Here is a 20,128-nt window from a genome sequence, read left to right as displayed (position 1 = left end):
TGTCGGGAAGTGCCGTACTAAGGTACGGGGTCGTAGCCATGACCGCCCCAAGGATGGCAGCGCAATAGCCGCTTTGTCGCCAGCCAGCCACCCTTGATCGCACCATGGCGCTGGAGCGCGGTGATCGCATAGGCGCTGCACGACGGCGCGTAGCGGCAGGTGGGCGGCAGGATGCGCGAGGGGCCGATTTGCCACCCGCGCGCGATCAGGATCAGCAATTTCGCGATCACGGGACTTTGGCCGCGAGTTTCTTCGCCGCACGCTTCAGCGCCGAATCGAGATGCTCGCCGAGTTCGGCAAAGACGATGTCGTTGCCGCCCGGCCGCCCGATCAGGACATGGTCGGCGCCGGCGATTCCCGATTCGGGGAGCGCGGCGCGGCACAGGGCGCGCAGGCGGCGCTTCATCCGGTTGCGGGTGACGGCGTTGCCGACTTTCTTGCTGACGGTATAGCCAATGCCCAGCACGTCGTCGCCGTCGCCGCGCTGGCGGACGAGCAAGACAAAGCCGGGCATGGGGAAGCGAAGGCCGCGGTTCGCGGCCAGAAATTCGCTGCGTTTTGAAAGCGTTCGCACCAGCAGAACTGGCGCAGAAGCGTCAGCGATCAGGCCGACAGCTTCTTGCGGCCCTGGGCGCGGCGGTTGGCGAGAACCTTGCGGCCGCCAACCGTTGCCTTGCGGGCGCGGAAACCGTGGCGACGGGCGCGCACGAGGTTGCTCGGTTGAAAGGTACGCTTCATCGCGGTTGTCCCTAATTCTCGTCAAAGGCTTTAACAGAAAAGGGCCGCCAAACGTGGGCGGCCACTGATGGAGGCGCGGATAAGCGAGAGTCGGCGCAAAGTCAATCGGCCCCGATCGCTTTTGGCGATCAATTGCTTCCGATCGTTTTTGACGATCAATTATCATCGCGGCGGTTTTCGGGGGTTTCGCCATCGGCTGCCTCCAGCGCCTCGCGCTCGCGCCGCCGCGCCGCGCTGGTACGCCGCATCAACCGGTCGGTCCAGCCGGCGTAGCGCGGGTGGCGCCGTTTGAAGCGGACATAGACGCGCTTCGCCCATTCGCTGTTCTGCAACGCCAGCATCAATCCCGCGGGAAACAGGATGACAAAGCCCGGTCCCGGCAGCGGACCGAGCAAGGGCGCGGCGATCATCAGCAGCACGCCGAGGACGAACAGCGCCGTCCGCACCCGCGGGTTCGATCGCAATCGCTGGTAGAGGCTGCGTTTCGCCATGGGGGCGATGTGGGGAGGAAGCCGCGGTGTTGCAACCGCCTATCACACCTCCCCCTCGATGGGGGAGGCAGCGAGCCCCGGACTTGATCCGGGGCGCAGCGGTGGGGGTGCGTGGCGGCCCGAAGCTGCGATGCGATGACGCACCATCACCCCCATCCAACTCGCCTAATCGCTTCGCGATAAGGCTGCGTATCCTTCCCCCATCAAGGGGGAAGGGAGCGGGGGTCAGTTGAGCGTGACAAAGCGCGCCATATCGTCGCGCGTCAGATAGCGGACGTCGTCGAACGGGGTGCTGTTGGTCAGCGCGTAAAAGGCGCGTGCCCTGGCGGGATCCAGCCCCATTTCGCGGTAATAGCTCAGATATTCGGCGTGGACCGGATCGTTCGCGGGATAGTCGTTCGCCTCGCGGCCATATTCGTCGGCCCAGCTGTGGACACCGAATTCGGCGTCGGGCGCGGCGCAGCGGGTGACGCCGGCGAGCCACAGTTCGACCGCGCCCGAGCGGATCGAGCCGCCCGCCGGAACCACGGTTTCCATACCCTGACGGCGGATGGCGCGCGCGAGGATCAAATTCGCTTCCTCGTCGAGGCTGCCGGGGCAGTCGAGCATCTCAAGCCGCTTGAGACCGGGATAGGCCGCGAGCATTGCCGCGAACTGGCGCGGGGTTGCCGAGGTGACGTCGCCCGCCATGCGGACGGTCGTGCCGTCGATTACCGAAAAGGGACCGAAGCGCGCCTTGGCATGGCCGAGCGTCGCGAGCGTGGCGGCAGGGGCATAGCGGCGCGTCGCCGCGAAATCGCCATCCTCGGCGAGCGCCTCGTCACCCAGCAGCGCGGCGCCTTCGTCGATGACGCCCCCGTCACCATCGGCGTCGCTATCGGCCGCGCCGTCGTCCTCGCCGGCACCGTCATAAGTCCAGGTCACCGTCGTGGTGGTGATCGTCACGACCTGCTGCGCATGCGCCGGCGCGAACGCCAGCACCGCCGCGAGAGCGGCGACGATCAGCGTGCGAAGGAAGGCCGACGGCGAAACCATGGGTCCGCCTTCGCGCGTGCGCGCCTATCAAATGGCAAAGAGGCAGCGTCAGCGCGCCGTTAACCGCGATCCGGGACAGGACCGCTACAGCGCGCTTTCGGTGCCATAGGGCGTCGTGATCGCTTCGAGCAAATGGCCGTCGGGGTCGGCGAAATAGACGCCGCGCCCGCCGAAATGGCGATTGATCTCGCCCGGCCGAGTTCGCGCCGGGTCGGCCCAATAGTCGAGCCCGCGCGCCGCGAGCCGGCCCATCACGCCATCGAATTCGGCTTCGCTGACCAGAAAGGCATAATGTTGCGGCGCGACCGGCCCGTCCTTCTGCATGAAATCGACCGAGACATGGTTTGCGAGCCGGACGACCATGAAATGGAGGAAGGGTTCGGGCGGGGCGAGCGCGAACATGTCGGCGAGGAAGGCCGAGGACGCGAGCTTGTCGCGGCACCAGATGATCGTGTGATTGAGCTCGACCGCCATTGGCTTAATCGCGGTCGGGCGCGCCGAGCGGGAAATAGGGCCGATAGGGCCGCGCTTCCTCGACGCAGCGCGAAATCGTCGGATGCGCGAGCAGCCGCGCGCGATAGGCGCGCAGATTCTCGTATGTGTCCGGGATTTGATGAACCCAGTCGGCGTAGAAGAGCGAAGGTGCCGCGGCACAATCGGCCATGGTGAAGCCATGGGGCGTCGCCCATCCGCCGCCCGCCAGTTCCTTGTCGAGCCAGCCATAAATGGTGTCGAGCGCGGCCTTCGACTGCTCGACGATCATCGGTACGTGGTTTTCGGGCCCGCGGATCGCGTCGGCGACCACCGCCTGCATCCGGCCCATCACATGATTGTCGAAGACGCGGTCGAACAGCCGGACCTTCAGCGCTGCATCGAAATCCGCCGGGATCAGGCGCGGTTCGGGCACCAGCCGGTCAAGATATTCGATGATGATCGACGATTCGAAATAGGGAACGCCGTCGTGGACGAGCAGCGGGAACTGCCCGACCGGCCAGTGCGCTTTCAGCTCGGGCATATGGTCCGGGAACGCCGGATCGACCGAGCGGTAGTCGAACTCGATCCCCTTCTCGTACAGCGCGATCAGCACCTTCCAGGTGTAGGAAGAGAAGGGGTGGCCATAGTAGATCAGCATCAATTTTTATCCTTGCGCGTCAGCCAGGCGAGCGGCCAGCCGACGAAGAAAATATGCGGAAAGAGCGCGACCGCGCCTTTGACAAGGTCGGCCGGCGGAAAGGGCGATCCGAAGCGCAGCGGCAGCACGATCCCGTTCATGATGACATAGAGCAGCAGCCCATAAAGCGTGCCCGTCAGCCACCAGGGCCATGCGGACAGCGCGCTCCAGCGCCGCGCGACGAAGAACCACGCCGCGACCATGGCGCCCATGATCGCATAATGGACGCCAAGCCCCGCGATATCGCCGCCGATGCCCCATTTGGCGGCTTCGGCGCCGAACGGGCCGCTCGCGACGGCATGCAGCATTCCGGAGACGGTGCCCCCCTGCACGACGCTCGACACCGCCGCATAGACGATGTCGAGCGTGCCGCAGAGCAGCCAGGCGAAGAGCGCGGGACTACGCCGCGCCAACGGCTTCGCCCCGCACCGCGGCCTCGATCTTCGCGATATCGATCTTCTTCATCGTCATCATCGCCTCGAACGCGCGTTTGGCGGCCGCGGGGTCGCCGCCCATCGCCGCGTCGGTCAGCGCGCGCGGGGTGATCTGCCAGCTCAGCCCCCATTTGTCCTTGCACCAGCCGCACATGCTTTCCTGTCCGCCATTGCCGACGATCGCGTTCCACAGCCGGTCGGTTTCCTCCTGCGTGTCGGTATGGACCTGAAAGGAGAAGGCCTCGCTATGCTTGAAGGCGGGGCCGCCGTTGAGCCCGACGCATGGAATGCCGAGCAGGGTGAAGTCGACCGTCAGCGCGTCGCCTTCCTTGCCGCTCGGATTGTCGCCCGGCGCCTTGTGGACCGCTCCGACCTTGCTGTCGGGGAAGGTCGCGGCATAGAAGTTCGCGGCTTCCTCGGCATCCTTGTCGTACCAGAGGCAGAGGGTCACGGGCTGGCTTGTCGGTTGGTTCGTCATTTTCACTCTCCTTTGATCGGCGCGCCGATCGACCATTGATGGCCGAACGGATCCTTGATCTGGCCGTAACGGTCCCCCCAGAACATATTGTCGAGCGGCATCACCACCGTCGCGCCCGCGGCGACCGCGCGGTCGAACCAGGCGTCGGCATCGTCGACATGCAGGTGCAAGGTCACGCCATCGGGCTTGCCCGACGGTTCGCTGACATATTCGGGAAATTCGTCGTGCATCATCAGCGACGCGCCGTTGATCGTCAGATGCGCGTGCATCAGCCGCACGCCGTCGTCGGCGGGCATGCGCATATTCTCGGTCGCGCCGAACGCCTTGATATAGAAATCGATCGCCTCGCTCGCGCGCTTGTCGGCGATGGCGATATGCGGGGTCAGTCCCGTCGTCGGGCCCTGGTTTTCCATCCTCTCTCTCCTTTGCTTACTTGCGGGGGCCGACGAAGCCGATGGGCGCGCCCTGTGGGTCGATCGCGTTCATCGCATATTCGCCGCCGGGGATTTCCATCGGTTCGCTGGTGATCGTGCCGCCGTTCGCGGTCACCGCGGCGTGCGCGCGGTCGATGTCGTCGACGCCGATGTAGAAATTCCACACGGGCACCGGATAGCCCTCCATCAAAGGCATCACCGCGCCGATCATCACCTCGCCGCGCAGGAGGAAGCGGTAGGCGCCGAGCGGACCCATATCCATCTCGCCCTCCTGCCCCCAGCCGAAATGCTTTTTGTAGAAGGCGATCGCGGCATCGGAGTCGGAGGTCGCGAGTTCGTTCCAGCGCACATGCTGCGCTTCGGTGACCGAAAAGACATCGCTCTCGCCCTCTCCGGCGCCTTCGGGCGGGATCGGGTCCATGATATAGAAATGCGCGCCTTGCGGATCGCTGACCATCGCGATGCGTCCGACGGGCAGGTCGGTCGCGGGCATGTGCACGGCGCCGCCATCGGCCTTGATCGCGTCGATCGCGGCGTCGACGTCGGCGACCTCGAGATAGCCGAGCCAGCCCGGCCGCGCGCCGCCCGCGAGCATGTCGGCGCCAAGCGCGAGCACGCCGCCGGCATTGCCGCCGTCGCCGCGAACGATCATGCGATAATCGACGTCACCGGCCGACGGGTCGCGTTCGGCGGCAATCGTCCAGCCGACGACGGCGCCATAAAAGGACGCCGCGCCCGCGGGATCGGGGGTCATCAGCTCGTACCAGATGAAATTGGATGGCATCGTCTCTCTCCTCTTTCCTCGGTCTCAATAGGTCAGGCTGGGGAACCAGTCGCCGCGCCCCTCGGGCGTCATGTCGAGCAGGCCCCACAGTGGATCGACGAGGTCGCCCGCGCGGTGGTGCTGGCCGGGATCCTCGGGCGCATAGGCCATCTCGCTCGCCCAGACGTGGCGGATCGTGTCGCCGTCCTTGCGGAAGACGTTGAAGATCGTCTCGTCCCAATTCTCGCCGGGCTTCATGCCATGCTCGGCGCGCTTGGCATCGGTCAGCTTCGAGGTGTCGCCGAAATAATCGGCCGAATAGCGTCCATCGACGTCGGACAGAAAGATGAGGTGCGGCCAGCGCCGCTCCTTCGCCCACGCTTCGAGCCGCGCGATCGGCGACTTGGCGACGACATAGAAGGGCGCGCGTTGCCCGACATGACGCGCGCTGCCGTCGATCGCGTCGAGCATATGGGTGCAGCCGTTGCACGGCGTGTCGCGCTCGGCGCCGAACATGAAGCTTTGCAGGATGATGCTCGGCTTGCCCTCGAACAGTTCGGACAGCTTCACCTGCTCGGGACGCTGGAAAGCGCCGATGCGTTCGAAGCTATAATTCTCGGGCACCGCCCCGCCGGGCGGCAGCGCGCGGCGCTTGGCGGCGACCTCTTCGATCTGGCGGCGCAGCGCGATTTCGTCGGCGAGCAGCTCGGCGCGCGCGGCGCGATAGGCTTCACTCTCGTTCGGGAAGGACAGATGTTCCACGGCCTGCTCCCTTCTGGCTTCGCTTATAGCCGGTGCAGCCGCAGCGGCTTCACATTTTCGCGTGCGATCAGCCCACGTGCCTCAAGATCGAGCTGAACGCCCTTCAGCCACCAGCCCGCCTTGGCGCCGCCGGGGAACAGATTCTCGGGGAGCAAGGGCAGCACGCGTTCCTTGACCTCGGCGACCGTCAGCCCGGGTTTATCCGTCGGCACCGCCGCGAGCAGCGCGTCCCGCATCGCGTCATATTTCGCCTTGTCGACCTGCATCGTGAAATCGGGGCTGGTTATGCTGCGCATCTCGGTGCGTTCGACGGTCTTGCTCACCCGGCATATCCCTTCGTCGCTTCGATCGGCGGGGCGCGAAAGCCCATCGCGGCCCATGCGGTCAGCAACCGCCACATGAATTTGCCCGACGGCGTTCGGTAATTGGGGATGTCATCGGGCAGCTCGACCCCGTCGGGCCGGTCGCCGACGATCGTCCGCATCTCGGCGGCCGGGCGCTCGGCCTCTGGAATGCGGCCCGAATAGACGCTGAGCCAATGCCCCTTGGTGAATTCGAGCGCGATCGGCGCGTTGCAGCAGCGCGCGACGAACCGCCGCGTCGGCGAATCGGGTTTCAGCCGATGCTCCTCCAGCTGGTCCGATCCCGACAGCCACTGCAGCCGGTCCTTGCGCATCAGCACATAGGGCGTCCCGCCGTCGGCGCCGACCACCCCCGGCGCGCCGGGCAAGGCTTCGAAGCCCCGGCCCGCTTGCTGGCAGCTATGGCAATAGCAGGTCGCCGCCATGATCGGCTCGCCGCTGAGCTCCAGCCGCACCACGCCGCACTGGCACGAGGCGGTGCGCGTCATGCCTCCAGCTCCGCCATCGCCTTGGCGATGGTCACCGGCGCCCTGGGCCGCGCGTACATCGACGTCAGATAGGCGCTGAGCGCGGGGGCATCGTCCAGCATGTCTTCCAGCTTCGCCCAATCGAGCGTGTAGGCGGCATTGAAATCGGCCACCGTCACCTGCTCGCCGACGACAAAGTCGCGCCCTTGCATATGCTGTTCGAATATCGCGATCATCCGTTTGCAATCGCGCCTCGCCAGCGCAATTTCCTCGGCCGATTGCTCGTCGGGTGCATAGAGGAAGCTGTGCAACGCGATCCGCCACAGCGGCGCTTCGATTTCGGTCATCAGGAAAAACAGCCAGCGATACATTTGGCCGCGGCCTTCGGGCGTGTCGGGGATCAGGCCGCCGCCGGGAAAGCGGTCGCCATATTTGTCGGCCAGATAGAGCTGGATCGCCGCCGATTCGCTTACCACCAGATCGCCGTCGACCAGCACCGGCAGTTTCGCGGCCGGATTGAGTGCCAGGAATTCGGGCGTCAGCTGCTCGCCGGCGCCGAGGTCGATCGAGACGATTTCGTGCGCGAGGTCGAGTTCGTTCAGGAGCCACATCGCACGCAGCGCGCGGGTGGGGGGCGTTCCATAGAGTTTTATCATCGTTCAGGACCTTTCTCTCGATCCTCCCTGTCGCGCAGCGATGGGGAGGTGGCAGCGCGAAGCGCTGACGGAGGGGCCAATGGCGCAGCGTCGCGGCCCCTCCACCACCGCTTCGCGGCGGTCCCCCTCCCCATGGCTTCGCCACAGGGAGGAAGGTGGTGTCAGGCTTCGACGATCGGCACGAAGCCGCCATAGACCATCCGCTGCCCATCGAACGGCGTGTTCTCGGAACTGGCCTTCATCCGCTCGTCGGCCATCATCTTTTCCCAGCCCTGGGTGCGCGCTTCCTTGCTCGGCCACTCGACCCAGCTGTAGACGACGGTCTCGCCGTCCTTCTTGTGCGCGGCGCGCGCATAGTCGGTGACCTTGCCGTCGGGGACATCGTCGGCCCACGCCTCGACGACGCGGGTTGCGCCATAGTCGATGAAGACGCCCGACATCTTCTGCGCCAGCGCGCGATAGGCTTCCTTGTTGTCCTCGGGGACGGGCACGATGTAACCGTCGGCGTAGCCGGTCGGGCCTTCACCGCGATCGTCGACGATCGAATCGAAACCGCCGATGATCATCCGCTTGCCGTCGAACGGCATCTCGCCGCCCATTTGCTCCATGCGCGGGTCGCTCATCATCTTTGCGTTCGCGGCATCGCGCGTCGCCTTGTCGGGATATTCGAACCAGCTGAACACGACGGTCTCGTCGGGCTTCGCCTGCACGGCGCCCTTGAAATCGTTGACCTTGCCGTCGGGGACATCGTCGCCCCAGCATTCGACCATGCGCGCGACGCCGAATTCCTTGAACAGCGGCGCCGCGTCGGCGGCGTGCTTGCGATACGCTTCCTTGTTCGCGGTCGGCACCGCGACGACAAATCCTTCAACATAGGTCATCTTGTCTCTCCTTAAGGGGGGTGGGAGTGGAACTTCAGGCGGCGGGTGGGCCCGCTTCTTCGCTGAAGGCTTCGAGCTGTGCGTCCATCGCACGCTGGAATGCTGGCCGCGCGAGGCAGCGGTCGAGATAGGCCTGCAGCCGCGGTTGTTCGGCGATCAGTCCGGCCTCGACGCCTTCGCGCAGCACGGTCGCCATCGCGATGTCGGCGACGGTAAACTCGCCCGCGACATATTGCTTGTCGCCGATCGCGTCGTTCAGGCGGCCGAGCCGGCCCTGGATGAATTCGATCAGGCTCGGCCGGCGCAGCTTCGCCCATTCCTCGTCGGTCGAGAAAATATCGACATTGCCGAGTTCGAACAGCATCGGCTCGACGCTGTTATAGGCGGCGAACAGCCAGGCGAGCGTGTTGGCGCGCGCTTGCGGATCGCGAGGCATCAGCCGCTCGTCCTTTTCGGCGAGGTGGAGCAGGATCGCGCCGCTTTCGAACAGGCGGATGCCGCCGTCGTTGAGCACCGGCACCTGCCCCCAGGGCTGGAACAGGAAATGGTCGGCGGGACGGTTGATCGCGCTGATCAGATGCTCGGCATAATCGAGCCCGATTTCCTCGCACGCCCAGCGCGGGCGCAGGTCGCGGACATAGCCGCGCGCGAAATCGGGAACCCAGTCGAAGGCGGTGATCTCGAGCTTGGCGTTCGGGTTGACGGACATGATGACTCTCCTTTTGAACAGGTGGCGGAAATCACGCGGCTTGCGGCGCATGCTTTGCGTAAGAGGCGAGCTGCGCCTTGAGCGCCCGTTCGAATGCGGGCCGCCGTGTGCCGCGCTCGATATAGGCGACGAGGTTGGGATGTGCCGCGAGCATGGGCGTCGGCACGGCGCGCAGAACGTCGATCATCACCAGGTCGCCGATGGTGAAGCCGTCGCCCAGCCATAAGCGATCGCCGAGCGCGCGCGACAGTTGCGCCAGCCGCTTTTCGGCGAACGGTCGCGCCGCGTCCTTTGCGGCTTCCTGCCAGTCCTGGTCGGCTCCCGCGACGCTCAAAATCACCAGTGTCTGCAACATCGGTTCGACGCTGTTCAGCGCGGCGATCATCCAGCTGATGGCGCGCCCACGCGCCGCCGCGCCGCGCGGCAACAGGCGTTCGTCCTGCTCGCCGATGTGGAGCAGGATGGAGCCCGATTCGAACAATGCCACGTCCCCTTCCTTGAACACGGGAACCTGCCCGAAGGGTTGGTCCGCCAGATATTCCGGGGGCTTCTCCTCGAAGATTCCGCCGATCAGCCGCTCGCGATAGGGGCGGCCGATCTCTTCCAGTGCCCAGCGGATGCGCAGGTCCTTGATGCGCCCCTCGGCGAAGGGCGGCACCCATTGATAGCCGGTGATTTCGATCGTCGCATTCGGATCGACGGGCATGATGAAACTCCTCTCGGTCATTCGATGGCGAGGAAAACGGGGTCAGAACGCGGGCGGTGGCGGCGCCTTGTCGTCGAGGAAGGGCGTCACCATCGCGACGATTGCGGGCACCTCGCCCATGATGCCGATGTGCGAAGTTGCGGGCAGGATCGCGAGCCGCGCCTTCGGCGCTTCGGTCATAAAGCCCTGCGTCGCCGCGGCGATGTCGCCGCCGCCGCGCAGCTTGAACAACTGGATCGCGTGATCGAGCCTGACGCCGTCGGCGTCGCCGATGATCACCATCGTCTTGCCGGGGATCGCGCGAAGCTGTTCGTCCGAATAGGCGAAGGGCGTGGCGTCGATCGTCTTGATATTCTCGACCAGTTTCGGGAATTTATCGGGCGTCGGCGACAGGCTCTTGTAACCTGTTTCGATCGGGCTGCCCGCGAAGGTCGCCGGGGTCAGCTGCGCAATGCCGGCCAGCACTTCGGGATACCAGCCGTCGAGCCGCGAGGTTCCCGACAGGACGACCTGCTTGCCGACGCGTGCGGGGTGGCGGACCGCCAGCGCGATCGCGGTCGATGCGCCCATCGAATAGCCGAGCACGTCGGCCTGTTTCACCCCCAGCTTTGCGAGCACCGCGGCGGCGTCGTCGGCCATCTGGTCATAGCTCAGCTTGCCGTCGACCCCGCCCGAGCGGCCATGGCCGCGCGCATCGATCGCGATCACCGGGCGCGTCGCGGCCAGGGGATCGATCAGCGGCTTCATCGCGTCGGAGAACATGAACGCGCCGTGGAGCACGAGCAGCGGGGTCTTGCCGGGCGTGAGATCGCCGTGCAGCTGGTAATGGATGCGCGTGCCGTTCACATCGGCGTCGCCATTCCTGACCGTTACCGGTGCCGCGGCCTTAGCGGTTTCGGCGGCGGCGGCGGGCGGCGCGGCGTGCGCCGGCTGGGGCAGGGCCGCGGCGGCACTCGCGGCGGCGAGCAGCGCGAAGACGGACACAAGGCTCCTGCGGGAGGAGTGGTTTGTCATTGGATTATTCCTCTTATTCTAAAGACGGAGGCTAGGACCGTTTGCCTTTGATCCAGGCGACGATCGACATCGCGTGGCCGTGGCCGAGATCGTAATCGGCCTTCAGCCAGTCGATGATCGCACCGGCCTTGATTCCCGGCGCGAGGCCGCTTTCGTCGGCGAGGCCTTTTTCGATCGCGATGGCCTTCAGCGCGCCGGCCGATTTGCCGGTCTTGGTTTCGACATTGTCGATATAGGCTTGAAAGCTCATGCCGCCGCTCCTGCCCGGAGCGGGATCAGCGCGCGGAGGCGCGGGTCGCGCAGCCACAGGCCGCCCCACAGCATCAGGCCCAGATAGACGCCGAACAGGCTGTGGCTGAACAGCGGGCTGTCGATGCGCACATGCGTGCCGATCGCGCCGCCGAGATAGCCGGTGATCAGGATCGCACCGAGGATCGCGGTGCGCGGCCAGATGTATAGCAAGGTCGGGATCAGCAGCAGCGTGCCGAGCATGGTCATCGTCGGGACGTCGAGCGGCCATCCGAGATCGGGCGGGCTATATTTGATCGCGGTTTCGGGCGACACCAGCTTGAGCCCGGCGTCGAAGAGCAGGAAGAGGATCACAAGGCCGCTCAGAACGCGGCCGGCGATCAACTGGCCCTTGGTGGGCGTCATATCGGTCATCCTCTTCCTCCTCCCTTATGCTTTATGTCAGGCGGACGCTTCGGCGGGCTCGCCGGCGGGGATCGCGGTCGGGTCCATCCACATCACTTCCCAGATATGGCCGTCGGGATCTTCGTAGCTACGGCCGTACATGAAGCCGAAATCCTGCGTCGGGGTCGGGTCGGCCTTGCCGCCCGCCTTGACCGCCTTGTCGACCTGTCCGTCGACCGCGTCGCGGCTGTCGGCCGAAAGGCAGAGCAGGACCTGCGCATGGGTGCGCGCGTCGGGGATCGTCTTGGTCGTGAAGTCCGCCCATTTCGCGTGCGTCAGCAGCATGACGTGGATCGAGCCCTCTTCGACGACCATGCACGCGGCGGTGTCGTCGGTGAAGGCGGGGTTGTTCGCGGCGCCGACCGCCTCGTAAAAGGCTTTCGACTTGTCGAGGTCGGTGACCGGCAGGTTCACGAAAATCATCTGGGGCATTACTCTCTCCTTTGGGGGGTGGTGATTGTTGAAGTCAGCGTGCGCGGTGCGCGGCGGCAATTACCTGTCGCATCATGGCGTACCGCCGGCGCCGAACAGCATCCGGACATAACGCTTCAAATGAGTGACGGTGCCGCGCGCAATCGCCGGATCGTTCGTCGTTTTCGCCAGGACGAAAGCGCCCTGCAATACCGACTGGACATGCTGCGCCAGGCCGATCGCGGTGACGTCCTCGGGCGCGCCGTAAATATCCATCGCGGCCTGAATGTCGGGCGCGAGTGCCTGGCAATAGGCGTTGATGCTCGCCTCGCACGCCGCGCGGATGCGGTCGTTGGTCGCATAGGCTTCCTGCACCATCGTGCCGACGAAGCAGGTATAATCTTCGGTGGGGCCGTCGAGCATCGCCAGGCGGAAATCGATATGGCCGAGCAGGCGGTCGAGCGGGTCGTCGAGCTTCACATGCGGCGGCAGTTCGAACATCGGCCGCGCGCGTTCGGTCCAGCCCTCGGCCGCCGCGACCGCCAGTTCTTCTTTCGACGCGAAGTGATGGAAGAAGGCGCCCTTGGTCACCCCCGCCGCCGCGCAAATCTGGTCGACCGTCGTCGCCGCATAACCCTGCTTGCGCACCGTGGCATGCGCCGCGGCGATCAGCCTGGCGCGCGCGCTGCCCCGCGGGGCGCGGCCCCCGGGGGTGCCGCCGCCCGCCGGGGGGACGTCGCGGGCGGCGGCTGCGGGAACAGAGGGGGGCTGATTCGTCGTCATGCGAATCGACATACCGACTAGTTGGTATGTTGTCAAATCGGCGCCAACATCCGCGATGTGCGCAACGATCGAGAAGTTGCGAAAAGACTCGACCTTCCCGCCACTTCGCCTAAACAGGGCGTCGGAACAAAGGGGGCACATCGGTGCTGTTCCGGGGGGATTATGGTCGCAGTCGTTTCAACCACTGCCTATCTCGGCATCGACGCGCGCGGGGTCGAGGTGCAGTGCCAGATCACCCCCGGCGTCCCGCGCTTCGTCGTCGTCGGCCTGCCCGACAAGGCGGTCGGCGAAAGCCGCGAGCGCGTCCGCGCTGCGATCGCCGCGATCGGCCTGTCGCTTCCGCCCAAGGTCATCACCGTCAACCTGTCGCCTGCCGACCTGCCGAAGGAAGGCTCGCACTACGACCTGCCGATCGCGCTCGCGCTGCTCGGCGCGATGGGGGTGATCGATGCCGAAACGCTGGCCTCTTATGTGGTCGTCGGCGAACTCGGCCTCGACGGGCGCGTCGCGGCGTCGCCGGGCGTGCTGCTCGCGGCGATCCACGCGGGCAGCGCCGGGCTGGGGCTGATCTGTCCCGCCGCGCAGGGGCCCGAGGCCGCGTGGGCGGGCAATGTCGAGGTGATCGGCGCGCCCGACCTCCTGTCGCTGCTCAACCATTTCAAAGGCCATGCGCTGCTCGCGCCGCCGGTGCCGGGTGAGGTCGAGATGCCGGTGCGCTCCGCCGACCTGCGTCAGGTAAAGGGGCAGGAGACCGCCAAGCGCGCGCTCGAGATCGCCGCCGCTGGCGCACATAATCTGATGATGTCGGGGCCGCCGGGGGCGGGCAAGTCGCTGATGGCGGCGTGCATGCCCGGCATCCTGCCCGACCTCACCCCCGCCGAAGCGCTCGAAGTATCGATGATCGCGTCGGTCGCCGGGAACCTCGAGGGCGGGCGCCTCGTCCGCGCACGGCCGTTTCGCAGCCCGCATCATTCGGCATCGATGCCCGCGCTCGTCGGCGGGGGCCTCCGCGTCCGCCCGGGCGAGGTCAGCCTCGCGCATCTCGGCGTATTGTTCCTCGATGAACTCCCCGAATTCCAGCGCGGCGTGCTCGATTCGCTGCGCCAGCCGCTCGAAACCGGCGAGGTCAGCGTCGCGCGCGCCAATGCGCATGTCACCTTCCCCGCGCGCGTCCAGCTGGTCGCGGCGATGAACCCGTGCCGCTGCGGCCACCTCGGCGACCCGGCGCTCGCGTGCAGCCGCGCGCCGCGCTGCGCCGCCGATTATCAGGCGAAGCTGTCGGGGCCGCTGCTCGACCGCATCGACCTGCATGTCGAGGTGCAGGCGGTGAGCGCCGCCGACCTCGTCCTGCCGCCCCCCGCCGAAGGCAGCGCCGAAGTCGCGGCGCGCGTCGCGGCGGCGCGCGCGGCGCAGACGGCGCGTTATGCGACGCACAAGGCGCGCACCAATGCCGAGATCGACGGCGAGCTGCTCGAAGCGGTCGCGACCCCCGACGAGGCGGGGCGCAAACTGCTCGCGCAGGCGGCCGAAGCGATGCGGCTGTCGGCGCGCGGCTATACGCGAATCCTGCGCGTCGCGCGGACGATCGCCGATCTGGCGGGCAGCGACGCTGTCGGGCGCATCCACATCGCCGAGGCGCTCAGTTATCGGCGGCAGGCGCCGAGGAGCTGATGGAAGAGATCATCTTCGAGGCGGAAATCGTCGAATGGCGCGGGCCGGCGCCCTTTCTTTTCGCGCCGGTTCCGGACGCGCATGTCGGCGCGGTCCGCTACGCCGCAATGACCGCGAGCTATGGCTGGGGCGTCGTGCCCGTGGTCGCGACCGTGGGGGAGACGGCGTTCGCTACCTCCCTGTTCCCGCGCGACGGGGCCTATCTGCTGCCGATCAAGGTCGCGGTCCAGCGGTCCGAAGCCGTGGGCCTCGGCGACCGGATCATGGTCCGGATGCGCGTCGGCCGGCCTTAGATTCGCGCAATTCTCCCGATGGTGGTAAACATTTCCGAACATATTGATGCGATGGGGGTGGGATGATCGCGGCGGGACATCTTCTGGCGCACCTGTGCGGCCGGCTGGGGCTTGGCTTTGCCGTCCTCATGCTCGCGCTGTGGGCGGGTCCGGCGGCGGCGGTGACACTCGACCTCGATCGCGACCTTTGCCATGCTGAGACCGGTGTCGCGGCGCGCGATAGCAGCCTGTCCGCACTTCGCTTTTCGTGCAGCGGATCGCCCGCGAATTATCAGCAGGGCAGCCTCTGGCTTCGTGCGCCGCTTGAGGGGCCGCGCGCGCAGCGCGGCGATGTGACGCTGATGGTTCACCAGTCGCGCTTCGACCGGCTCGCCGTCGCTTTCTCCTACGCCGACGGCGCGACGCGCTGGCAGCAGGTGCGGGCGGGCGATTACGGATCGCATTGGCGCACGGGCGGGCAGATATTGTTCGAAGCACCCGCGCGCGGCGCGGCGTTGACCGCGGTGACGATGCGCTTCGATCGCCTGTCCGGCCATCAGTTCATCCACGCGCGGATCATCCCGAAAGCCGAGGCGGCGATGCAGTCGGCGGGCATGGCGGCTGCTATCGGCGCGGCGCTCACGCTGCTGCTCATCAGCTGTATCTACAGCCTGTCGCTCGCCTTTGCGGTGCGCCGCCAATATCTGGCGTGGCAGGCGGCCTGGTCGGGCACGATGTTGCTGTGGGGGGCGCTCTGGTCGCAGGTTCATCTGGCGCTTGTGCCCGAATTGGCCGGGACGGTGACGACCCAGATCTGCACCTTTCTGTCCTGCCTCGCCATCGCGCTCGCGACGGCCAGCGCGGTGATGGCGGTCGACCGCGGACGGGTGCCGAACTGGCTTCGCGCCGGCACGCTCGTCCTCGGGCTGAGCGTCGGGCTTGCCGGCATCCCGCTGGCGCTGATCCGCGGCAGCAGCCTGGGATCGCTCGCCGATGTGCTGGGGCTGGTGATCCTTGCCGATTTGCTGGCGGTGACCGCCTATGTCGGCTGGGCATGGCGACGCGGATCGATCGAAGCGCGCGACTTCCTCGCGGCGTGGGGGCTGCCGATGGCGATTCTTGCGCTTATCCATGTCATCGATGTCGAGGATGGCTTGTGGGGCGGCGGATCGAAGCTGCTCGTGCTGGTCGCCGCGACCTGGCAGGCGCTGTGGCTCGCGGCGGCGGCGACGCGGCGGCTCGGCCATCTGCGCATCGAACGCGACCATGCGCGCAGCGCCGCAGCGAAGGCGCAGCATCTCGCGCGGCGCGACCCGCTGACCGGTCTGCCCAACCGCCGCGGCTTCGTCGAGAGCGTGACGCCGTTGCTCGAACGCGCGCGTGCGGACAATCTGCCCGCGGCGCTGCTGCTGGTCGATATCGACCGTTTCAAGTCGATCAACGATATCTATGGGCATGATGCGGGCGACGTGGTGCTGTGCGGTATCGCGCACCGGATCGAGCGCTGGGAGGGGCCGATGTGCACCGTTGCCCGGCTCGGCGGCGAGGAATTCGGATTGCTGACGATCGGGATGGAAGGGATCATCCTCGGGCGTTTCGCCGAAAGCATCCGGCGCGGGATCGCCGCGTGCGACCACAGCGAGACGGTCGGCGAGCGGCTGGTCACCGCCAGCGTTGGAGTCGCCGAGGTGCGGCCGGCGTGCGATTTCCAGCAATTGTACCGGCTCGCCGACGAAGCGCTCTATGATGCCAAGCGGGGCGGCCGCAACAAGGTGGTCGTCCAGCGGCATTATGACATGCCGGGACGCGCGTCCGCCCGCGAGGCTATGGTATCGAATTAAAGGCCGCGCAAACGCCGCCTTATCGGAATCGGCTTAGTTGGAGACGACTTCGAGCGGCGGCGGGGCTTTCGCCGCAGCGGCGCCGTGGCGGCGATGGCTCAGCTTGCCTTCGACCTTGCCGCCATTTTCGATCGTGATGTTTTCATAGGTCACGTCGCCGGTGATCCGCGCGGTCGCGTGGACGATCAGCGTCTTGGCCTCGATCGCACCGTCGAGCAAGCCTGCGATCTTCGCGGTTTCGGCGACCACCGAACCCTTGATCTCGCTCGCCTCGCCCTGGACGAGGTTGGCGCATTTGAGGTCGCCCTCGATCTTGCCGTCGACGTGCAGGTCGACGCTGGCGGCGACATTGCCGGTGACGACGACATCCGATCCGAGGATCGAAAAGGTCGTGTGACGCGCGCCCGTCGCCATCTTAGCGGGCACCACGGACGGCAGCGACGGAACCGACTCGCTGTCGGGCGTCGTCTTTGACTTCGAGAACATCGGCTTTGGCCTCCAGGAAGCGGCGCGGGTTGACCGCGACGCCATTCAAACGGACTTCGAAATGCAGGTGGCTTCCGGTCGAACGGCCGGTCGAGCCCATTTTGGCGATCTGCTGCCCCGCGGCAACCTGCGCGCCGACCGTCGAGGTAAAGCCCGACAAGTGGGCGTAGCGGGTCAGGATACCCTGACCGTGATCGACCTCGACAACATTGCCGTAACCCGACTTTTGCCCGACATAGACGACGCGGCCGGGGGCGGCGGCGAGGATCGGCGAGCCGAGCGGGCCGGGGAAATCGAGGCCCGAGTGCATCGCACCGGCGCCGGTGAAGGGATCGCTGCGATAACCGTAGCTCGACGAGAGCATCAGCACATTGGCGGGCTTGCCCGAGGGGAGGGCAACGAGCGTGCGTTCGAGCACTTCCATGCGGAATAGCGCGCTTTCGAGCGCAGCGAAGGATTTGCCGAGCGAGCTCGCTCGGCCCTTGCCGCCGCGATAGGGGATGAACGGACCACCACGGCCGGCCGCGGCGTTGCGGACGAGCGCGGCAGGGTTCATACCGAGCTTGGCGACGGCGCCTTCGGCCTTCGCCGCGCGTTCGTTGACCGCGGTGAGCAGGCGCGTCGCGAAATCTTCCTGGCGGGCTTCGAGGCGGGCGAGGACCTGTGCTTCGGGGGGCAGGTTCGGGTCGATCAGCGCGCTGGTTTTCAGCGGCGCCTGTTCGGCGGCCGGAGCCGCGCCTTGGGTGTGAGCTTCTGGTGTTACCGCCGCGGGCTCGACGCCGAAGTGGACCTTCGACCATTCCTCGAGCTGTTCCTGCCGGTCTTCGAGATCGGCGGCGGTTTCAGCGACATTGTTGCGATATTTGGCGATGCGCGCTTCGGACGCGGCGGCGGCGGCCTGCTGCTGCGCGACCGCGGCGCGCTCGCCCGAGCTCAGAAGCTGGTTGACGAGCACGGCCAGCGTCGCGCCGGCCCATGCGAGTAGCACGATGCCGGCGATCAGCGCGACACGTTTTTGCCAAATGGCGCTGACGCGCACGAAACGGACATGTCCGTGCGTGCGGACGAAGATTTCATGGTCCTGAAACAGCGCAGAAAAACGCTGGCGCAAATCGCGCAGACCCGTTGTTCTCGATGACAAGTGGCGACCCCATCTTGTGTTTTATTGGAGCCCTCCGCCCCGATTGATGCGCGCTGTATCAGGCCGCTGGCACGGGTGCGAATCTTTGGAGGGCGACTCGGGCCGAGTCGAAATTTTCGTGCGGTGAACGGTGTCAAACTGTCGGAACGCCGCCATTTTGGCAGGAAAACGCCCGCGAATCGGAAAATGCGATTGACGGCTTGCTTACCATTTTCGGGTAACGCTAAGCGGGTGAATATCATGGCGAAATCCGCTCCATCCGACGCCCGCGAATCGGCAAGCGCTCCGGCCGCGCCAACGGGCGTCCGGCCGCGTTCGGCGGTCAGCGCGGGTGTGGGCGTCGTCGGGCTCGCCGGTCTGGTGAGTTATTTGCTTATCGCCCGTTTCGCGCCGGAGATCGCGGGCTTCCTCGGTATCGACTGGGGGACGCGGGGGGCGATGAACGGGCCCAATTCGGCGATTGCGAGCGTGCTCGCATGCGGCGTGCCGATGGTTTTGTGGTCGGTTTTCGTCGACAAGGTACACCGCAATCCGTCGACCGGGATCGACTGGGCGCAGCGCCGTCCGTGGCGCGAGACGCTCGACATCAGCCTGACCAAGCTCGCCGGGCTGTGGGCGACATGGGGACTGATCGCGCTGATCTATGCGACGATGCGCTATTATTGGGAGGGCAATTACGCCTTTTCGATGAACCTGCTCGAGACGGTCGCGCCGTGGCTTCTGCTCGTTTCGGTGCCCTATATGCTGTGGCTCGACCGCCGCATGGTCGAACCGCGCGACGGTTGCTGGCAGCTCGGGCGCTGGCTGATTGCGCCGGGGCAACCGGTCGACGGCAAGGCAATCGGCCATCATCTGCGCGCTTGGGCGGTGAAGGGCTTTTTCACCGCGTTCATGTTGTCGATCGTGCCGGGGAATTTTTCCGCGCTCGTCACCGTGCCGATGAGCGAAATCCTGGCCAATCCGTACAAGATCGGAATCTGGACGATCAATTTCCTCTATCTGATCGACGTCCATATCGCGACGGTCGGCTATATCCTGACGCTGAAGCCGCTCGACGCGCATATCCGCACCGCCAACCCCTATGGCATGGCGTGGGTCGCGGCGCTCGTCTGTTATCCGCCCTTCATTCTGATGAACGGCGGGCCGCTCGATTATCAGATGTACGGCTCTGACTGGGGCTATTGGCTCGCGGGCCACGAAAAGCTGCTGATCGTCTGGGCGATCGCACTGGTGTTGCTGACGGCGGTCTATAGCTGGGCGACGATGGCGTTCGGGATCCGCTTTTCGAACCTGACGCACCGCGGCATCATCACGCATGGGCCTTATGCGTTCACACGCCATCCGGCGTATATTTCGAAGAATTTGACGTGGTGGATCGGATCGCTGCCCTTCCTTGTTACCGCGGGTGGCTGGGTCGAAGGCGCGCGCAACGTCGTCCTGCTCGGGCTGGTCAGCGGCGTTTATTACTGGCGCGCCAAGACCGAGGAAAAGCATCTCCTCGCCGATCCGGCCTATGTGGCGTACTGGAACTGGGCGCAGGCGAATGCGCTGGTGCCGCGCCTGTTCGCGCGCGCGACCGGGCGCAAGCGGCCCCTGATCCGGCTTGAGCCCGACGAGCGCGTCGGCCCGGTGGCATAGGGGGGCACCTTGGGGTCTCCTTCCGGCGTGTCGAGTGCCGAAGAAACCATGCCGGGGAAAGGGGCCGGGCGTCCTATTGCGGCGCAGCGAC

The 20,128-nt window shown here is 66.1% G+C and carries 29 protein-coding genes; 4 read left to right on the top strand and 25 right to left on the bottom strand.

Annotated features, from left to right (window positions below; translation table 11 throughout):
- Positions 1-17: 17 nt before the first annotated feature.
- The 23 genes from yidD to FG91_RS16495 all read right to left on the bottom strand — a co-directional run bounded on the left by yidD (position 18) and on the right by FG91_RS16495 (position 12,988).
- Complete coding sequence (yidD, locus tag FG91_RS16605) at positions 18-230, bottom strand: membrane protein insertion efficiency factor YidD (RefSeq protein ID WP_037517062.1); 213 nt, start codon at positions 228-230, stop codon at positions 18-20.
- Positions 227-574, bottom strand: coding sequence for a ribonuclease P protein component (gene rnpA / locus FG91_RS16600; protein WP_037517058.1), 348 nt, complete (start codon positions 572-574; stop codon positions 227-229). The genes yidD and rnpA overlap by 4 nt, the downstream gene beginning before the upstream one ends.
- Before the next feature lie 29 nt (positions 575-603).
- Positions 604-738 (bottom strand): 50S ribosomal protein L34, encoded by a 135-nt coding sequence (gene rpmH, locus FG91_RS16595; protein ID WP_037517054.1) that lies wholly within the window; start codon positions 736-738, stop codon positions 604-606.
- 155 nt (positions 739-893) lie between these two features.
- On the bottom strand, positions 894-1,229 hold the full coding sequence (locus FG91_RS16590) for a PGPGW domain-containing protein (RefSeq protein ID WP_052187774.1): 336 nt from the start codon (positions 1,227-1,229) through the stop codon (positions 894-896).
- 225 nt (positions 1,230-1,454) lie between these two features.
- Positions 1,455-2,264 (bottom strand): alpha/beta hydrolase, encoded by an 810-nt coding sequence (locus FG91_RS16585; protein WP_037517051.1) that lies wholly within the window; start codon positions 2,262-2,264, stop codon positions 1,455-1,457.
- Between the two features lie 84 nt (positions 2,265-2,348).
- Positions 2,349-2,738 carry a VOC family protein gene (locus FG91_RS16580; protein WP_037517050.1) on the bottom strand — a complete coding sequence of 130 codons (390 nt, stop codon included), beginning with the start codon at positions 2,736-2,738 and terminating at the stop codon, positions 2,349-2,351.
- 4 nt (positions 2,739-2,742) lie between these two features.
- Positions 2,743-3,396, bottom strand: coding sequence for a glutathione S-transferase family protein (locus FG91_RS16575; RefSeq protein ID WP_037517047.1), 654 nt, complete (start codon positions 3,394-3,396; stop codon positions 2,743-2,745).
- On the bottom strand, positions 3,396-3,848 hold the full coding sequence (locus tag FG91_RS16570) for a hypothetical protein (RefSeq protein WP_037517045.1): 453 nt from the start codon (positions 3,846-3,848) through the stop codon (positions 3,396-3,398). Before FG91_RS16570 ends, FG91_RS16575 begins: the two co-directional genes overlap by 1 nt.
- Positions 3,835-4,347: a VOC family protein gene (locus FG91_RS16565; protein WP_037517042.1), complete on the bottom strand. Its 513-nt coding sequence runs from the start codon at positions 4,345-4,347 to the stop codon at positions 3,835-3,837. The genes FG91_RS16570 and FG91_RS16565 overlap by 14 nt, the downstream gene beginning before the upstream one ends.
- Before the next feature lie 2 nt (positions 4,348-4,349).
- A complete protein-coding gene (locus FG91_RS16560; RefSeq protein ID WP_037517040.1) occupies positions 4,350-4,760 on the bottom strand; it encodes a VOC family protein in 411 nt (136 codons plus the stop codon).
- 16 nt (positions 4,761-4,776) lie between these two features.
- Positions 4,777-5,565 carry a VOC family protein gene (locus FG91_RS16555; RefSeq protein ID WP_037517038.1) on the bottom strand — a complete coding sequence of 263 codons (789 nt, stop codon included), beginning with the start codon at positions 5,563-5,565 and terminating at the stop codon, positions 4,777-4,779.
- 24 nt (positions 5,566-5,589) lie between these two features.
- A complete protein-coding gene (locus FG91_RS16550) occupies positions 5,590-6,306 on the bottom strand; it encodes a DUF899 family protein (RefSeq protein WP_037517036.1) in 717 nt (238 codons plus the stop codon).
- Positions 6,307-6,329: 23 nt separating this feature from the next.
- On the bottom strand, positions 6,330-6,629 hold the full coding sequence (locus tag FG91_RS16545; protein WP_200878479.1) for a DUF6958 family protein: 300 nt from the start codon (positions 6,627-6,629) through the stop codon (positions 6,330-6,332).
- Positions 6,626-7,156 (bottom strand): GFA family protein, encoded by a 531-nt coding sequence (locus FG91_RS16540; protein WP_037517033.1) that lies wholly within the window; start codon positions 7,154-7,156, stop codon positions 6,626-6,628. The genes FG91_RS16545 and FG91_RS16540 overlap by 4 nt, the downstream gene beginning before the upstream one ends.
- Positions 7,153-7,791 (bottom strand): glutathione S-transferase family protein, encoded by a 639-nt coding sequence (locus tag FG91_RS16535; RefSeq protein WP_037517031.1) that lies wholly within the window; start codon positions 7,789-7,791, stop codon positions 7,153-7,155. Before FG91_RS16535 ends, FG91_RS16540 begins: the two co-directional genes overlap by 4 nt.
- A gap of 161 nt (positions 7,792-7,952) precedes the next feature.
- A complete protein-coding gene (locus tag FG91_RS22605; protein ID WP_037517029.1) occupies positions 7,953-8,672 on the bottom strand; it encodes a DUF1428 domain-containing protein in 720 nt (239 codons plus the stop codon).
- A 34-nt stretch (positions 8,673-8,706) separates the two neighbouring features.
- Positions 8,707-9,381 carry a glutathione S-transferase family protein gene (locus tag FG91_RS16525; protein WP_037517027.1) on the bottom strand — a complete coding sequence of 225 codons (675 nt, stop codon included), beginning with the start codon at positions 9,379-9,381 and terminating at the stop codon, positions 8,707-8,709.
- A 31-nt stretch (positions 9,382-9,412) separates the two neighbouring features.
- Positions 9,413-10,087: a glutathione S-transferase family protein gene (locus FG91_RS16520; protein WP_037517025.1), complete on the bottom strand. Its 675-nt coding sequence runs from the start codon at positions 10,085-10,087 to the stop codon at positions 9,413-9,415.
- A 42-nt stretch (positions 10,088-10,129) separates the two neighbouring features.
- Positions 10,130-11,071, bottom strand: a complete 942-nt coding sequence (locus FG91_RS16515; protein ID WP_052187772.1) for an alpha/beta fold hydrolase — start codon at positions 11,069-11,071, stop codon at positions 10,130-10,132.
- Between the two features lie 61 nt (positions 11,072-11,132).
- On the bottom strand, positions 11,133-11,351 hold the full coding sequence (locus FG91_RS16510) for a DUF4287 domain-containing protein (protein WP_037517023.1): 219 nt from the start codon (positions 11,349-11,351) through the stop codon (positions 11,133-11,135).
- Positions 11,348-11,764, bottom strand: coding sequence for a DoxX family protein (locus tag FG91_RS16505; protein ID WP_037517021.1), 417 nt, complete (start codon positions 11,762-11,764; stop codon positions 11,348-11,350). The genes FG91_RS16510 and FG91_RS16505 overlap by 4 nt, the downstream gene beginning before the upstream one ends.
- A gap of 27 nt (positions 11,765-11,791) precedes the next feature.
- Positions 11,792-12,226 (bottom strand): VOC family protein, encoded by a 435-nt coding sequence (locus tag FG91_RS16500; RefSeq protein WP_037517019.1) that lies wholly within the window; start codon positions 12,224-12,226, stop codon positions 11,792-11,794.
- A 72-nt stretch (positions 12,227-12,298) separates the two neighbouring features.
- Complete coding sequence (locus FG91_RS16495) at positions 12,299-12,988, bottom strand: TetR/AcrR family transcriptional regulator (protein WP_081940657.1); 690 nt, start codon at positions 12,986-12,988, stop codon at positions 12,299-12,301.
- A gap of 162 nt (positions 12,989-13,150) precedes the next feature.
- Here FG91_RS16495 and FG91_RS16490 point away from each other — a divergent pair, with 162 nt between their 5' ends.
- The 3 genes from FG91_RS16490 (at position 13,151) to FG91_RS16480 (ending at position 16,772) form a co-directional block, all read left to right on the top strand.
- Positions 13,151-14,659 (top strand): YifB family Mg chelatase-like AAA ATPase, encoded by a 1,509-nt coding sequence (locus tag FG91_RS16490; protein WP_037517016.1) that lies wholly within the window; start codon positions 13,151-13,153, stop codon positions 14,657-14,659.
- On the top strand, positions 14,659-14,952 hold the full coding sequence (locus FG91_RS16485) for a DUF1905 domain-containing protein (protein WP_081940647.1): 294 nt from the start codon (positions 14,659-14,661) through the stop codon (positions 14,950-14,952). Before FG91_RS16490 ends, FG91_RS16485 begins: the two co-directional genes overlap by 1 nt.
- Positions 14,953-15,014: 62 nt before the next feature.
- On the top strand, positions 15,015-16,772 hold the full coding sequence (locus tag FG91_RS16480; RefSeq protein WP_037517014.1) for a sensor domain-containing diguanylate cyclase: 1,758 nt from the start codon (positions 15,015-15,017) through the stop codon (positions 16,770-16,772).
- 33 nt (positions 16,773-16,805) lie between these two features.
- On the opposite strand, the gene FG91_RS16475 is transcribed toward FG91_RS16480, so the two are convergent.
- Both FG91_RS16475 and FG91_RS16470 read right to left on the bottom strand, forming a co-directional pair.
- A complete protein-coding gene (locus FG91_RS16475) occupies positions 16,806-17,186 on the bottom strand; it encodes a bactofilin family protein (protein ID WP_137889377.1) in 381 nt (126 codons plus the stop codon).
- A 1-nt stretch (position 17,187) separates the two neighbouring features.
- The gene (locus FG91_RS16470; RefSeq protein ID WP_037517010.1) at positions 17,188-18,399 is read right to left on the bottom strand and encodes a M23 family metallopeptidase; all 1,212 of its coding nucleotides are present in this window, start codon (positions 18,397-18,399) and stop codon (positions 17,188-17,190) included.
- Between the two features lie 240 nt (positions 18,400-18,639).
- Here FG91_RS16470 and FG91_RS16465 point away from each other — a divergent pair, with 240 nt between their 5' ends.
- The gene (locus FG91_RS16465) at positions 18,640-20,037 is read left to right on the top strand and encodes a methyltransferase family protein (RefSeq protein WP_037517007.1); all 1,398 of its coding nucleotides are present in this window, start codon (positions 18,640-18,642) and stop codon (positions 20,035-20,037) included.
- The last annotated feature ends 91 nt before the right edge of the window (positions 20,038-20,128 follow it).

The organism is Sphingopyxis sp. LC81, assembly GCF_000756375.1.
GTDB lineage: Bacteria > Pseudomonadota > Alphaproteobacteria > Sphingomonadales > Sphingomonadaceae > Sphingopyxis.
The sequence above is the reverse complement of the archived record's forward strand: the minus strand, read 5'-3'. Positions and strand labels throughout refer to the sequence as shown.